Genomic DNA, 14,407 nt, shown 5'->3' on the forward strand with positions numbered 1-14,407 from the left:
ATATAAAGAAGAGAGAGAAAAGTATGCCTGAATTTTCAATGCACCCTTATGAAAAAAGAGCTTTTAACGGGGAAAGCGAGCAGCTGGAGAGTGTTTTAAAAGAGTTAACGGATGTTAAATATGCGCTTGATCAGTCTTCGATTGTTGCTGCTACTGATTCCCGGGGAAAGATTCTTTATGTAAATCAGCAGTTCTGCAAAATTTCTAAGTATGAAGAGCAAGAACTTCTCGGCGAAGATCATCGGATTTTAAACTCAAGCTATCATCCGAAAGAGTTTTTTAAGAAGATGTGGGCAACCATCGGATCCGGAAAAGTATGGCGGGGAGAAGTAAAAAACAAGGCGAAAGATGGATCTTATTACTGGGTAGATACGACGATTGTTCCTTTTTTAAACGATCAATGCAAGCCTTACCAGTATGTATCAATCAGAAATGATATTAGCTTGCGAAAACAAATGGAAGAAGAATTAAGGGAAAGCGAGGAAAAATATCGCTTGATTACAGAGCATGCCTCTGACCTTGTTTCGGTGATTGATAAGGATGGGAAGTTTTTCTACATGTCACCTTCTCATACTCCGCTGTTAGGAGATGATCTTGCTAAATTGCATGCAGGAGACATCTTTCAATGGATACATGAAGACGATCAAGCCGCCCTCGCAGCTGAGTTGGAACTTCTCTCCTCTAAGAAAAAAGTTGCTTCCCTGCTCGAGTTCCGCATTAAGGTTCACCATGGGAAATACAACGATATGGAAACGAAAATCAATTCAATCGCAGGTAAAGATGGAGATATTAATCGTTTTGTTTTGGCTATGCGCGATATTACTGAACGGAAGAAAGCGGATAGAATGGTTTATCATTTAGCTTATCACGACACGTTAACTGATTTGCCGAACCGCAGGCTGTTTATGAATAGCTTGCGGCAAGAGGTAGAACAGGCTAAGCGTTCTTCTTCCCTGCTTGCTGTTATGTTTATTGATTTAGACCGCTTTAAATTTGTAAATGACTCCTGGGGGCATGAGAATGGGGACTTTATTATTACAGAAGCAGCGCGGCGGATCAGAAAATCATTGCGGTCAAGCGATTTAGTGGCCCGCTTAGGCGGAGATGAATTTACGGTTCTTTTAAAGAATGTATCTGATCGGCAAGAGGTTGAGCAGGTAGCAAAAAGAATACAAACCAGCTTCCAAGAACCATTGAAAGTGGCAGGCCAAAACTACTCTCCTTCCTGCAGCATTGGCATCTCCTTGTTCCCTGCGAATGGCGATGACGCTGATGAGTTGTTAAATAAAGCTGATACAGCTCTTTATTCTGTGAAGGAGCGGGGCGGGAATGGCTATGAATTGTTTCATTCAGAAATGGAAGCGAAATCGTTGGAGCGCATTTTACTTGAGAATGAATTAAGAAAAGCGATTCAGCTGGGGCAATTTCATATTGATTACCAGCCAAAGATGGATTTGTCCAAAAATAAAATTATCGGAATGGAAGCATTGGTTCGATGGTATCATCCAGAACTCGGAAAAATCCCTCCGAATAAGTTTATCCCGGTTGCTGAGGAAACAGGGCTTATCCTGCCGCTGGGGGAATGGGTGCTTCGGCGAGGCTGTATGCAAAACAAAGAATGGCAAAAAAAGGGCTATCCGCCGCTGATGATATCTGTCAATCTATCTGTCCGCCAGCTGGCCCATCCGTATATTGTAGAAAAAGTCCGCGAAATCTTGGAAGAGACAAAATTAGAGCCGCAGTGGCTGGAGCTTGAGGTAACAGAAAGTATTCTGGCGGACGTTGGCCATGCTGCGGATACTTTGCAGCAGCTCCGGGAGATGGGCATTCATATTTCCATTGATGATTTCGGCACGGGATATAGCTCATTTAGCTATATTAAACATTTGCCTGTCGACACATTAAAAATTGATGCTTCTTTCATTCGTGATATTCACAAAAATGAAGAAAGCCAAGCCATCGTCCAAGCGGTGTTAACGCTTGCCCGGACGCTGGATATTAACGTGATTGCCGAGGGAGTCGAGAACGAGGAGCAGCTGGCTGTGTTAAACGAAGACGGCTGCGTTCAAGGGCAAGGCTTTTTGTTTAGCAAGCCTTTATCTGGAGAAGAGTTTGAAAAATATTTAATAGAATTTGCCGAAATACAGCCAAGTGAATAGATAAATCGAGAGGCAGATAGAAACGGGGTAAAATGATGAATCTTTTTATGAAAAAGCCAAAATCATGGTTAGAGTATTTGCATAGTTCAGATCCACAGGAAATATCCGGAGTTGATCAGCAAATCAAGGAACGGTTATTGTGCATGAATATCAGCCAGGAAACGCTTGATTATGTAAAGGAGGCGTCTTCTGTCTTGCTCCCTTACAAAGAAAAGATTGTAGAGGAGTTTTACGAATACATTGCTCAAATTGATCATCTTCAACAAATGATTCAGGAGCATTCCACGGTCGCACGCTTACGAATGACAATGGAAAAGTATATCGAACAGCTGCTGCAGGCAGAGGTCGACAGGGATTATGTAAAAAACCGAGTGATCATTGGCCAAGTACATAGCCGCATTCATCTAACCGCCGATCATTTCGTAGCTGCCCATCATTTATTGATTCAAATGATGACAACAATTTTAATGGAAAAAATGAGTCATCGCCCAGATAAAATGGTGAAGGCTGTGCTAGCTGTTCAAAAACTGGCTGCTTTTGATCAGCAGCTGATTGTTTGTGTATATATGGAAGAAACGTTCAAATCATTTTTGTTTGATGTCTCCGGCATGCTGAATGAAATGACCCAGCTGGATACGACTAAACAGCTGATTACAGGAATGGATAATATGATTCAAGAAAGCTACAGCATCACTTCTGCTACAGAAGAGGTGAGTGCATCGATTATGGAGGTAGCCAATCATTCTGTTAAGGTAGCTGAACGAACAGATGAAGCCGTACGCTCAGCAGAAGAAAGCAAGGGAGTCATCAATGGAGCGCTAGCAGACATTCAGCAAGTAGGCCAAGTATACAAACACGTAACGGAGCAGGCGAATCAGTTAAACGATGAAATTGAACAAACGCAAAGTATCGTGAAAGTGATCCGGGAAATTACGGAGCAAACCAATTTGCTCGCTTTAAATGCCAGCATTGAAGCCGCGCGCGCTGGCGAACATGGAAAAGGGTTTGCCGTTGTAGCCAACGAGGTCCGAAAGCTGGCTGAGCATACGAAAGAACAAACCATGCAAATTACATCCAATATGGAATCCTTGCAAAAAGTCTCTCATGTTGTGACAGAGCAAATGAGCAACACAGAAAAGCTGGTGGAGCGCAGTGTGGCTGAAGCCCAATCTGCTGATCAGGCGCTGGAGAAGATCGTTTTAACAATGCAGGAGATTAATCAGTCAACCTCACAGATCGCTGCAATGACGCAAGAGCAGACATCTGCTGTTATGGAAATTGCCGAGCGGAATTCAGCAATGTTTGATCTTGGCACGCTTTCGCAAAGCATTGCCAAAGAAACCGCTCAGTTAATTTTTGAGTTAAGCAGACAAATGGATGAATACCGTCTCACTTTCTTTGATACAAACATAAAGCTGCATGACAAAGATATTGTTCAAGTAGCTAAAACAGATCATCTACTTTGGAAGTGGAGAATATACAATATGCTGCTTAACATAGAGGAGATTAATTCTAGTCAAGTGTCTTCTTATGAATCTTGCCGGCTCGGCCGCTGGTATTATGGCGAATTATCATCCCAAGTTAAAAATCGTCCGGCCTTTCAACAACTGGAGGAACCTCATCAAGCCGTGCATTATTACGCAAAACAAGCCGTTCAAAATTATGAGCAAGGGAACGAAGCAGGAGCCCAGCAAGCTTTTGAACAATTACAGCAGGCATCTGACCGCGTGATTGCCTTGCTGTCCCAATTGGAGAAAGAGCTGTGATTGGTTTGTAAACTTTAGGTAGTGTGAGAGGAGAGCCTCCTTTGGAGCAGAGAAGGATAACAGATAAGTTTTGGAAAGTGGATGGCTGGGGGATTCTGATCCCCCTCTTATTCTTAGTTCTTGCTTTATGCTTTCGAGAATCACTTTTTGCTATTTTTGACGAGCGGAATTATGTGATCCTCCATTTGATTTTTGAAATTTTCATTATCGGGTCATCTTTCGCTATTGCTGTTCAGGCATGGATGATTTCTCCATACATTTTATCCAATCAGCGGTTATGGTTAGGGGCCCTGTTCTTTTCGGTGGGCTGGCTGGAAATGTTTCACGCGATTACTTATAAAGGGATGCCGTTTTTTCTCATGGAAAGTACTCCCTACAATGCGACCTGGTTCTATATGATTTCCAGGCTGACGCAGGCTTTTGGATTGCTTATGATCCTTTTAATACCGGACAGGCAAGTAAATACCTCGTACCGCTGGATTTCATACAGTTTGGCCTTGGTTTATGCGGCCAGTTGGATTGCTCTTATTTTTTATCCTGTCCAGCTGCTGCCAGAATTAGTGATTGAAGGCTCAGGGCCAACAAGTATAAAGGTCGGCTTGCAATATACGGCGATTTTGCTGCAATGTTTTTGTTTTTTATTTTTGGTGAAAAATTTTAGCAAAGCAAAAACCCGCAATTTTATGATGATTATCGCTTCGGTCTATTTAATTATCGGTGATTCCATGTTTACTTCTTATAAGAGTGTATATGATATTACGAATTTTATTGGCCATTTGTTTCAGCTGACCGGTTTTTATTGTTTATTAAAAGCTCTGTACTATACGTCGGTGGAAGAGCCGTTTCAAAGAGTAAGAAAAGCGGAGCGGCGCCTGCGGGAATCTGAAGAATCGCTTCATTATATGGCCTATCATGATGAACGCACAAAGCTCCCAAACGTTCGTTATTTTAAAGAAAAGCTGGGTCAAACGTTAACTAATGAACCGGATTCGCAAAAAGCAGTCCTTGTTGTTGAAATTGACCGTTTTGATACTATTTATGAGTCTTTGGGTCATACTTTTGGTGACTTAACGCTGCAATCTGTTGCTGAACGCCTGTACTCGCTCGTTTCTTCCAATATATTCATAGGGAAGAAGAGGGGAAAAGAATTTACCATTTTTCTTACTTCTGTTGACCATAAAGAAGAGGTGCTCAATCTCTGTGAAAAAGTGCAGGAGCTAATGAAGGAGCCCATTCAAGTCCAGCATTTGCAGCTGAATATGACAGTAAATATCGGAATTGCCCTTTACCCTGAGCACGGAACAAATGAAGATGAACTCCTAAAGCATGCTCAGATGGCGGCATATGAAGCTCAGAAGGAAACGCAGCGGCTGAAGTTTTATCAGGAAGCTATGGACAAGCAGTTCATCGACCGGCTGATGCTGGAGCATGATTTGCATAAAGCTCTTGCAAAAGGAGAATTGCATATTGATTATCAGCCGCAAGTGAATGTACGTACAGGGGACATTGTCTCATTTGAAGCGCTGATCCGTTGGAAGCATCCGGAACGAGGCTGGATTTCTCCGGGCCAGTTTATACCGATTGCCGAAGAAACCGGCTTAATTGCACCGATCGGTGAATGGGTATTAAAGACAGCCTGTCAGCAGTTAAAGGAATGGCATAATCAGGGAATCTCGCATATAGGTGTAGCAGTCAATTTATCTACCCGGCAATTTTTTCAGCAGAACCTCGTGGACATAATTAAAGATAGCCTTAAAGAAGCAGATTTGGCCCCTCATTTTCTGGAGTTGGAAATTACAGAAAGCATGACAACGGATATGAGCTATGCAGCCAGCATGCTAGCTGACTTGAAAAAGCTAGGAATACGTATCGCTGTAGATGACTTTGGGACGGGCTATTCTTCCTTGCATTATTTAAAGGATTTGCCTATCGATTGTTTAAAGATTGACCGGTCATTTGTCCAGCATGTTCCATCAGATAAACATAATGCGGCGTTAATTTCTACCATCCTTGCGATTGCTGAGCACCTTTGCCTTTCTGTTATTGCCGAAGGGGTAGAGGAGATGGAACAGCTCTCCTTTTTGTGGGAGAACAATTGTTATCAAGTACAGGGCTATCTTTTCAGCCCGCCGCTCCCTCCTGAAAAAATAAGCTGCATATTTGCAGATATTCAAGCACAGGCAAGCAGCTATTGCCAACAGCTAAAGCTGACGAACGTGAAATAAAAGTGAATGTCTCTGCCCTAGATGCCGTTTGAGCGTCTAGGGCTGGTTTACGTGCATTGATTCAAAGGAAATCCTATTTTTAACAGGAAAAGATATGATACAATTACAATTATCAGTGTATTTGAAATATTGATAGGAAAGTGAACAGTTTTACATATATAAGGGGAATGGCCTTCAATGGTAGATGGAGGAGGAAGAGTATGGAGAGAATCATTTATACGAACGGGGCGATTTATACACTTGATGCCAATCAACCGTTAGTGGAAGCAGTTGTAGTGGAAAATGGACAGGTGGCTGACATGGGGACTCATCAAAAGATGATCTTGCATTGGGGAGGAAGCGGTGCAAAGATCATTGATTTAGAAGGGAAAATGGCAACCCCCGGACTGATTGATAGCCATCTTCACCTGTCGGGGATTGCTTTTCAATACTTGGACTTGAATTTAACTGGCGTCGCTTCTAAAGAGGACATGCTAGAGAGAATAAAAGAAAGAGCGGATAAGACGCCTCCCGGGAAATGGCTGTTAGGAATGGGCTGGGATGAAAATCTATTCATTGATGGAGCCATTCCGACGATTCAAGAGCTGGATTATGTGGCTCCGCATTGCCCTATCTATTTAAAACGAGTCTGTCATCATGCCTTTCTTGTAAACAGCAAAGCACTTGAAGTGTGTCATTATCATGCTTCTGCGCCAATTCCAACAGGAGGAAGCATCGTGCTTGATGAAAGAACAGGAAGGCCAACCGGGCTTGTGCTTGAATCAGCTTCCAGGCTGATTACGGAGCATATACCGGAGCTGACATACGACGAATTAAAAACAGGGTTAAGGCAGGCGATGCACCATGTGAGCAAGTGCGGAATAACGAGTGTGCATACGAATGATCCGCTCTACTTAGGCGGCTTTGATCAGACCTATCAATTATATGACGAGCTGCTGAATGAAGAGCAGCAAGGACTGCGCTGCAACCTCCTGATTGACCATCCATTCTTGCCCCGTTTAAAGGAACGGGGCATGCATGCTGGTTATGGGAACGATAAGCTGCAGATAGGCGCCATTAAGATTTTTGCCGATGGGGCGCTTGGGAGAAGAACGGCTCTTCTATCTCAACCGTATGATGATGCGCCTGATCAGCTAGGAGAAGCACAGCATAGCCAACGGGAGCTTTATGAAATGATCAAAGCCGCAAGGGCGCAGGAGATGCCGATTGCTGTCCATACGATCGGTGACCAGGCAGTTGAAAATGTTTTGAAAATACTGGATCAATTTCCGAAAGTTCAATACCGCGACAGGATTATTCATGTCTCTTTGCTGCGGGAAGACTTGATGCAGCGATTAGCCGATCCATCTATAGTGGCAGATATTCAGCCGCGGTTTGTAGTTGGAGACTTTCCATGGGTGCAAGACAGGCTTGGAAAACAGAGAGTGCCATATTTATATGCATGGCAATCATTGCTATCAGATGGAGTGTTATGCGCAGGCGGGTCAGATGCCCCGGTAGAGCCGGCAGATCCTTTGCTGGGCATTCACGCCGCAGTGACGAGACGGTCGCCTGCGCAATCACATAATGGCTGGAATGAAAAGGAAAAACTGTCTATGCTGTCTGCTTTAAAGCTTTTTACAATCGGCGGTGCCTATGCAACCAATGAAGAACATAAAAAAGGAACCCTTTCACCTGGAAAGCTTGCCGACATGACGGTTTATTCACACGACCTGTTGCAGATGGAAAATCCGGACGGGCTGCTGTCAGTGAACATTGAAATGACTATCGTCAACGGGAAAGTAGTTTACCGGAGATAAATAAACAAAAGAGCAGTCCCTGCGCTTGGCAAGGACTGCTCTTTATGTCTATTTGTCGATGAGTCTCTTAAAGGGAAGAATGGATCATAAATAAAATAAGGAATGCGAGCGCCAATTTGAAATGCCACTTTTTATCCTGCCGCTTAAACCGCTTAAACCCCATAAATAAGAGAAAGCCTAACAGGATGAAAGCCGCCACTCCTGTAAGGTTCGTGAAATCCCACTTAAATCCCCTAATGATCGCCAAATAACCATGAAGCAAAATCACGCCCGTTGAGACAAGGGCCAAAGGCACGTGCCATTTTCTAAGAGTTTTTCCGAGAAACACCAGAATGTTTTTCAGCTTGCTGTTCCGCCATTGTATCGTATGCAGGCGTTTCCATTTCAATAAGAGAAAAACAGGATAAATCGCCAAAACCGCAAAGTAGATCATTCTTGAAATAGAACCAAGCTGTTCAATGATTTCTTCATAAGCTTTGTGCTCCTGTGCCATGAGCGTCTGCTTGTTGAACCAAATGAACAAAAAACCAATTAACAGGAAACATACTGTGGCAAGCAAACTGATGAATGTGAGGTGCCGTTCTTTTCGATTTGGGATGTAGCCAGATAAAAAGGAAGTGCTTTGTCTTGTTCCTTGTTTGGAATTCATTGTCTGTACCTCCGATTATTTAATGGAACATTATCGTTAGTATAAGGAACATAAATGAAAATTTACTGAAAAGAAGGTTTTTTGTTTGATTCACTTTTTATTTTCACAGCTAAGGAGCCAAGCAACCGTCTTTTATGGGCGACTTATGGTATGTTCTGCAAATCGGTCCGCTCGACAAATTCAACAAATGCCCGAACGATATTCAGCTGCAGGTATTCTTCCGGGAACACCATCCACGTTTTACGGATGATTGGCTGGCCGTCTCTTGTCTGGATGGCTATTTTGTGAATGTTCTTCAAGTCGCTTAACAGCATGCCGGGCAAAATGGCATAGCCTAAGCCGTTGGCCATCATATTTTTGCTAGTGCCTGCTTTATCAACATCAATGCTGACGAGCGGGGGCTTTGTGTAGTTCTCGGCCCACCAGTTATCAACGACGGTTTTCAAGTTCTGATCAGTGTGATAATCAATCCTTGGCAGATTCGGCAAATCCTCCAACGCGATTGGTTCTTTGGAAGCGATATAAATGGGCTCTTCAAACAGTAATTTTTTCCCGCCTTTCCAGCTATAATCGCCTTTGATGAAAGCGACATGCACGTCCTGATTATGTGCCAGGTGAATCATCTCGTTGCTCCATCCCGTCATTACCTTAAATTCAACCTCGGGATATTCAGCTTTAAAGAGCTTTAACAGGCCCGGCAGCTTATAATCAGTAAAAAATGTTGAAACACCGAGCCGAAGGGTACCGGTCATCTTGTTTTCCATATTAAGGACGTTCTCCTTAATATGCTGCATCTTCAACAGCATCTCGCGGGCGCACCTGGCTAAATATTCTCCTTGAGGGGTAAAGGTTACTCCCCGTCTGCCGCGGTTGACAATCTGCACCCCAAATTCCTTTTCCATTTGCTTGATCCGGCTTGTTAAAGCTGGCTGGGAAAGATAGAGCGCATGAGCAGTTTTTGTCATGTTTTTCTCCTTAAACAACGTTTGTAAGATGAGCCAGTCGCGTTCGTCCAAGAACCTCTCTCCTTTTTGGTATAAAATTTTTTTATGGATAATCATAAAAAATCGATATTTTATTTATTTCTTTATCATTATTATAATGGATACATGGAAAATAAGAAAAGAAAGAAGAGGATTGGATGAAAGCAAGAAAATGGTTCGTTCTTTTAGTGAGCAGCATCGGCGGGCTTTTGTTATCGCTAACCGGCCTGTCCATCGGCTGGATGCTGGGGACGCTTTTTGCAGCAGCCTGTCTTTCCTTTGCTTTTCCTAAGCGTTCAGAGGAAGAGTTGCCGAAGAGCTGGCTCTATATCGGCCAATTAATCCTCGGAATAGAACTCGGCCAAAAAATTAATTTGTCGGTGTTAACTGCTTTTCAATCGCACTGGTTTGTCATTATGCTGATGATGGGGTTATCTGTTCTTTTCTCCTTGCTTTCCGGTGTGATTCTTTGGAGGTTCAGCCGGTCAGATATGCTGACGAGCTTTTTTGGCACCGCTCCCGGCGGATTATCAGCTATGCCGGCTCTGGCAGAAGAGGTGGGAGCGAATACGGCAGTAGTAAGCATCATCCAAACGATGCGTGTCTTTCTCGTTATCCTGCTTATTCCTGTGCTCGTATCGTTATGGACGGTGCATCCGTCTGCTGGTGCAGCTGTTCAGCCTGCAGCGGCATTTGAACCGGTTCAGCTGCTGTGGACGGCTTTCTTGATTCTTGCTGGCTGGAGCGGCTACTATGCCGGCAAGTATTTGAGGTTTCCAGCGCCTTGGCTGCTCGGCAGCATGACCGCGTCAGCTCTTGTTCAATCGCTGGCTTCTTCATTGGCCGGACAGGATATGATCGCTTATTGGCCGCATAGCTTGATTGTACTGTCGCAGGTTTTGATCGCGGTATCCATCGGCTCCCGTTTTCATAAAAAAATGTTTAGCGGGCTGCACCAGATCCTAGCGGTGGGCTTGATCAGCACAGTGGGCCTTATTGCAGTGATGTTTATTTGCGCCTATTTTGTTTCGTTCCTAACCGGCATCGACTTTAAAACAGCCGCCCTTGCTTTTGCACCGGGGGGAATAGCCGAAATGGCCACAACAGCCGTAGTCCTTGAGGCCGACTCAACATTTGTCGTCGCAGTGCAAGTATTGAGAATTTTAGCCGTCTGCCTTATCCTGCCTCCGTTGTTTCGCCTATTGCATGCGCGGGAGCTGCGGAAAGACGCTCATACCCGCGCTTCTGCATAATAAAGAGCCAGGGAATGCTTCCCTGGCTTGACTATTTGAATGAGCAGCCTGCTATAAGAAAGAAGGTCAGCGTCAGGCTGCTGTTAGTGAATTTTTTCATTTTTCATTTCTATAAGCTCCTCGCTTATTTGTCTTATTCGATCGGACAGCTCAAGAACAATTTCTTCAAGCTGTGTAATACGGATTAATAGCTTTTCCTCGTCTGGTTTTTTCATCTTTTTTCCTCCTCAACCGGCATCCTGTAAAATGGGCATACCTTAGTATTGATATTATCTTTTTTTGTTTGGCTTAAACTTTTTAACAAAATTTTATTTCTAAAGAATGGGCTGTTGCATGGGTAAAAAGTAGAAAAATGGGTACAGTAATAGGGATGGGAAAAATGTTATTTGAAGGGCGCCAGATGGAGAAAAAGAGGAGGTGTCATGAAGTGGAATTATTGTTGCTCCTTACAGGTGCACTGTTTGTTTGGCTTTATTTTCAGCGCAAAAAACAGACATCAAACTATAAAATAGATCAAGATATGTTAATAGTCAGCGATTCAATGAACCAAGTAAAGATTCCGTTAGCGGAAATTGTAGAAGTGACAAAAGTCGGCAAAACTGCAAAACAGCATTTCTGGCTGAATCTCGAAACAATCTCAGGAAAGATGGATCGAGTAGCTGTCTTTACTAGTTCAAATATTTCTTATCTGTTAAAGGTAAGAAATTCCAGGCTGCTGATCAGAGAAGTGAAAGAGAGAAAACCAGGTGTATATACAAAAGCGAAAGTCATATAAAGCGAGTTCCCTGAGCGAAGAGCTCAAGCCCCAGCGATAAGAATGGGGCTGTATTTTTTTCAAGGAGTAGTCTATAAAGAGCCGAACGCAGAGGGACGGACTGCGAATTTTAGCAATAGGTAAGCATAATTATATTATGTAAATTAATCAAGAGGATAAATTTTTATTTACAAAACTGCCCAAAGCTGTTAGGTTATAATTGATCAATTGATATTATCTACCATATACAGTGAAAAAGAGGTATATATAATGACACCTTTCCTCAATGAAGACACAGCCTTTGAATGTACGGCTACAGCGACGGAATATTGCTGGAAAAAGAACGTAATTAAAGTGGATAATGGCTTTTTAATCAGCAAAGGTCCTATTACTAACGTTCGGATTCCTGTTCAACACATAGAAACGGTTGTGTATTCAATGAATCCTAAAAAGCCGGCACTTGTACCGGGACTGAAAATTATCGGCAAGGGAACGGTACTTGCAGAGCTTGATATTTCCGCAGAATATATTGAAAGCGTGCAGGATTGGCTGCTTCAGGTGATTGAGCGCCATTCCAATTAATCGTGAAAATAAAAACAGGCAGAGAAAAACTAATCCTTTTTCTCTGCCTGTTTTTGATTGATCATTGCCTTTTCTAGCGCCTATTGAGCAGCGAAAGAGTTCCTTTCTAATTGACTCCTGCATATAGTAGAGGGACACAGTGTTCTTGAAAGGGAGGGAGATACATGAGTGATTCAGCTAAGAATCCCAACGTGATTTCTAATAAAATTATCGATTTACTTGTCAGCGATATCTTTCAAAAAAACGGCATCGATATAGAAGAAGCGAAACAAAAGCTGTCCACTGAACAAAAGCAGCTGTTGAAAGAGCTGGTTGAGGATTTGTCGCAGCAAGTAGATGGATTTATCGGCCGATCTTCACATTCGAAGAAGGACTAAGGGAAATAACTGATTATAGATGTGTCAGCTTGCTGGCAAAAGGGGTTCGTCATGGTTTTATTCCGAACCTCTTTTTTAGTTGATGTTAAGAACTTGGAGAGAATAGTTTGTTTCTTTGGATTCTACATAAATAAGCTTCAGTAAGTTTGTCCAAATGTGCTTATCATCATTCTAATTTCATGCTCGACGGACTAAGCATTGGTGAATCTATCCATGCTATTTTTTTGTAGGATTGGGAACGTTTGTTTGTTATAATGGAGAAAAAAGAAAAGGATGACAATAAATGAAAGGATCGGCTCATTTAGTGATTGGAGGAGCTTCCGGACTGGGAACAGCGGTTTATCTTCATACAGACCCATTAACGACGGCTGCCCTGGTCGGCATAGGCGCGATAGCTGGCCTCGCGCCGGATCTGGATGTAAACGGCAAGCTGTCTAACCGGATTACCATATCAAAAAAGTGGCTCATTTTGTTTTTTGCTGCGGCCGGACTGCTCTTGGTCGGTTACAGTTACATAAGCTTGGAAGGGTTTGTTCAGTCAGCCGGCTTCGCTGTCGGACTTTGCTTAACAGTATTGCCCCGCCTGTTTATTAAACAGCGCACCATGCTTTTTATCACCGGCGCGGCTCTAGCGGCTGCGGCCTGGTACACGGATGTGTTTTGGCTGCTTTTATTAAGTGTATTTATCATCGCTTCCTCCTTTTTATCTCACCGGTCGTTAACTCATTCCTTGATTGGAGCTGCTTGCTTCGCAGGGATTGCCTGGGAGTTCCAGCAAAGTACCCATCTTGACGGCAGTTTTGCTGCGGCTTCTATTGCTTACTTAAGCCATTTAGTTGCCGATATGAAAGTCTGGCCGGCCAATAAAAGAGGAATTAGATGGTTTCAACCGCTGTTTAACAAGGAGTTTTAAAGCAGCTGTTTAGATGACAGCCATGATTTGGGGGAGTTTGCCGCTGCAGAAGGTTCTCTTGTTTTTAACGAATAACTAGGTGAGCGGCAGCTATTCTTCGTGTGTGTATCAAAAATGGGATGATGGCAAATTATTTTTTCTTATTTCAGTATATGCAAAATTCAAAAAACTCACGATTAAAAAGGTTAAACAACAAGTCGGGGGGAATATTATACTGATAGGGAATCAAAAAAAGGGGGAAGCCATGATGTGGAAAAATATTTTATCCAGCATAGGCATCGGCGGAGTCGCCATCGATACCGTTCTGGAAAAAACAGATTACCATGCGGGGGAGAAAATGAAAGGAAAGGTATTAATTAACGGCGGCCAAGCAGCAGAGCCGATTGATGCGCTCGTTATCTCTTGGTATTTGCAAATTCACGAAGTGCGGGAAGACAGTGATTTCTCCTATCACGATAAAGAGTTAAAGGAAATGACTCTACCGATTCAACGTGATATTCAGCCTAAGGAGAAACTAACCATTCCCTTCACACTGGAAATTGATGCAGAACATCCGCCCACCAGTGCTACGCATCAAACATTTTTGAAAACCACGGCTGTCATTCCGCAAGCCGTTGATCCTTTTGATCAAGACGAAGTCATTATTTTACCCAAAAGGAAATAGAAAAATGAATGGGGCTTGCTTCAGGGAAGTTTCATTGTTATACTAATCCGGACACAACATTTAGTGTTTATAATTAAATAAAATCAACATTTAGTAAAAAGGTGCTGTTTCAGCTTAATAGGGAATTCGGTGAAATACCGAAGCTGTACCCGCAACTGTAAGTGTGGACGAGCGCACGGCAATCCACTGTCCAATGGACGGGAAGGAATGCGCAAGGAAGAAGCACAAGCCAGGAGACCTGCCTTTTTACAGCGTTTACTCTTCTTCGGGAGTTGGGAAGAAA

At 43.1% G+C, this 14,407-nt stretch carries 13 protein-coding genes and 1 riboswitch; of the genes, 10 read left to right on the forward strand and 3 right to left on the reverse strand.

What is annotated here, in order from left to right; translation table 11 throughout:
- Positions 1-23 precede the first annotated feature (23 nt).
- The 4 genes from B1A98_RS09410 (at position 24) to B1A98_RS09425 (ending at position 7,949) form a co-directional block, all read left to right on the forward strand.
- A complete protein-coding gene (locus tag B1A98_RS09410; protein ID WP_063385071.1) occupies positions 24-2,159 on the forward strand; it encodes a sensor domain-containing protein in 2,136 nt (711 codons plus the stop codon).
- A gap of 47 nt (positions 2,160-2,206) precedes the next feature.
- A complete protein-coding gene (locus tag B1A98_RS09415; protein WP_223663664.1) occupies positions 2,207-3,925 on the forward strand; it encodes a methyl-accepting chemotaxis protein in 1,719 nt (572 codons plus the stop codon).
- A 41-nt stretch (positions 3,926-3,966) separates the two neighbouring features.
- Positions 3,967-6,150: a bifunctional diguanylate cyclase/phosphodiesterase gene (locus tag B1A98_RS09420; RefSeq protein WP_158286028.1), complete on the forward strand. Its 2,184-nt coding sequence runs from the start codon at positions 3,967-3,969 to the stop codon at positions 6,148-6,150.
- A gap of 200 nt (positions 6,151-6,350) precedes the next feature.
- Positions 6,351-7,949: an amidohydrolase gene (locus B1A98_RS09425; protein WP_063385069.1), complete on the forward strand. Its 1,599-nt coding sequence runs from the start codon at positions 6,351-6,353 to the stop codon at positions 7,947-7,949.
- A gap of 67 nt (positions 7,950-8,016) precedes the next feature.
- Here B1A98_RS09425 and B1A98_RS09430 read toward each other — a convergent pair whose 3' ends face one another.
- Both B1A98_RS09430 and B1A98_RS09435 read right to left on the reverse strand, forming a co-directional pair.
- On the reverse strand, positions 8,017-8,598 hold the full coding sequence (locus tag B1A98_RS09430) for a hypothetical protein (protein WP_063385068.1): 582 nt from the start codon (positions 8,596-8,598) through the stop codon (positions 8,017-8,019).
- A 143-nt stretch (positions 8,599-8,741) separates the two neighbouring features.
- Positions 8,742-9,614, reverse strand: coding sequence for a LysR family transcriptional regulator (locus tag B1A98_RS09435; RefSeq protein WP_063385067.1), 873 nt, complete (start codon positions 9,612-9,614; stop codon positions 8,742-8,744).
- A gap of 125 nt (positions 9,615-9,739) precedes the next feature.
- Here B1A98_RS09435 and B1A98_RS09440 point away from each other — a divergent pair, with 125 nt between their 5' ends.
- Entirely contained in the window at positions 9,740-10,834 is a 1,095-nt protein-coding gene (locus tag B1A98_RS09440; RefSeq protein WP_063385066.1) for an AbrB family transcriptional regulator, read from the forward strand.
- Positions 10,835-10,917: 83 nt separating this feature from the next.
- Here B1A98_RS09440 and B1A98_RS20910 read toward each other — a convergent pair whose 3' ends face one another.
- The gene (locus B1A98_RS20910) at positions 10,918-11,049 is read right to left on the reverse strand and encodes a hypothetical protein (protein ID WP_255211737.1); all 132 of its coding nucleotides are present in this window, start codon (positions 11,047-11,049) and stop codon (positions 10,918-10,920) included.
- Positions 11,050-11,261: 212 nt separating this feature from the next.
- Here B1A98_RS20910 and B1A98_RS20440 point away from each other — a divergent pair, with 212 nt between their 5' ends.
- The 5 genes from B1A98_RS20440 (at position 11,262) to B1A98_RS09465 (ending at position 14,124) form a co-directional block, all read left to right on the forward strand.
- Complete coding sequence (locus B1A98_RS20440) at positions 11,262-11,609, forward strand: hypothetical protein (RefSeq protein ID WP_063385065.1); 348 nt, start codon at positions 11,262-11,264, stop codon at positions 11,607-11,609.
- A gap of 249 nt (positions 11,610-11,858) precedes the next feature.
- A complete protein-coding gene (locus B1A98_RS09450; protein ID WP_063385064.1) occupies positions 11,859-12,170 on the forward strand; it encodes a hypothetical protein in 312 nt (103 codons plus the stop codon).
- Between the two features lie 164 nt (positions 12,171-12,334).
- Complete coding sequence (locus B1A98_RS09455) at positions 12,335-12,547, forward strand: hypothetical protein (RefSeq protein ID WP_063385063.1); 213 nt, start codon at positions 12,335-12,337, stop codon at positions 12,545-12,547.
- A 283-nt stretch (positions 12,548-12,830) separates the two neighbouring features.
- On the forward strand, positions 12,831-13,460 hold the full coding sequence (locus B1A98_RS09460; RefSeq protein WP_063385062.1) for a metal-dependent hydrolase: 630 nt from the start codon (positions 12,831-12,833) through the stop codon (positions 13,458-13,460).
- A 244-nt stretch (positions 13,461-13,704) separates the two neighbouring features.
- On the forward strand, positions 13,705-14,124 hold the full coding sequence (locus tag B1A98_RS09465) for a sporulation protein (RefSeq protein WP_125474360.1): 420 nt from the start codon (positions 13,705-13,707) through the stop codon (positions 14,122-14,124).
- 82 nt (positions 14,125-14,206) lie between these two features.
- A riboswitch (cobalamin riboswitch) is annotated at positions 14,207-14,384 on the forward strand.
- Positions 14,385-14,407: the final 23 nt, after the last annotated feature.

The organism is Pseudobacillus badius, assembly GCF_002189605.1.
Taxonomy (GTDB): domain Bacteria; phylum Bacillota; class Bacilli; order Bacillales; family Domibacillaceae; genus Pseudobacillus; species Pseudobacillus badius.

Excerpts from the sequence above, each read along its gene's own strand:
- B1A98_RS09410 (WP_063385071.1), top strand. The coding sequence starts at position 24 with ATGCCTGAATTTTCAATGCACCCTTATGAAAAAAGAGCTTTTAACGGG.
- B1A98_RS09415 (WP_223663664.1), top strand. The coding sequence starts at position 2,207 with ATGAAAAAGCCAAAATCATGGTTAGAGTATTTGCATAGTTCAGATCCA.
- B1A98_RS09425 (WP_063385069.1), top strand. The coding sequence starts at position 6,351 with ATGGAGAGAATCATTTATACGAACGGGGCGATTTATACACTTGATGCC.
- B1A98_RS09430 (WP_063385068.1), bottom strand. The coding sequence starts at position 8,598 with ATGAATTCCAAACAAGGAACAAGACAAAGCACTTCCTTTTTATCTGGC.
- B1A98_RS09440 (WP_063385066.1), top strand. The coding sequence starts at position 9,740 with ATGAAAGCAAGAAAATGGTTCGTTCTTTTAGTGAGCAGCATCGGCGGG.
- B1A98_RS20910 (WP_255211737.1), bottom strand. The coding sequence starts at position 11,049 with ATGAAAAAACCAGACGAGGAAAAGCTATTAATCCGTATTACACAGCTT.
- B1A98_RS09450 (WP_063385064.1), top strand. The coding sequence starts at position 11,859 with ATGACACCTTTCCTCAATGAAGACACAGCCTTTGAATGTACGGCTACA.
- B1A98_RS09455 (WP_063385063.1), top strand. The coding sequence starts at position 12,335 with ATGAGTGATTCAGCTAAGAATCCCAACGTGATTTCTAATAAAATTATC.
- B1A98_RS09460 (WP_063385062.1), top strand. The coding sequence starts at position 12,831 with ATGAAAGGATCGGCTCATTTAGTGATTGGAGGAGCTTCCGGACTGGGA.
- B1A98_RS09465 (WP_125474360.1), top strand. The coding sequence starts at position 13,705 with ATGATGTGGAAAAATATTTTATCCAGCATAGGCATCGGCGGAGTCGCC.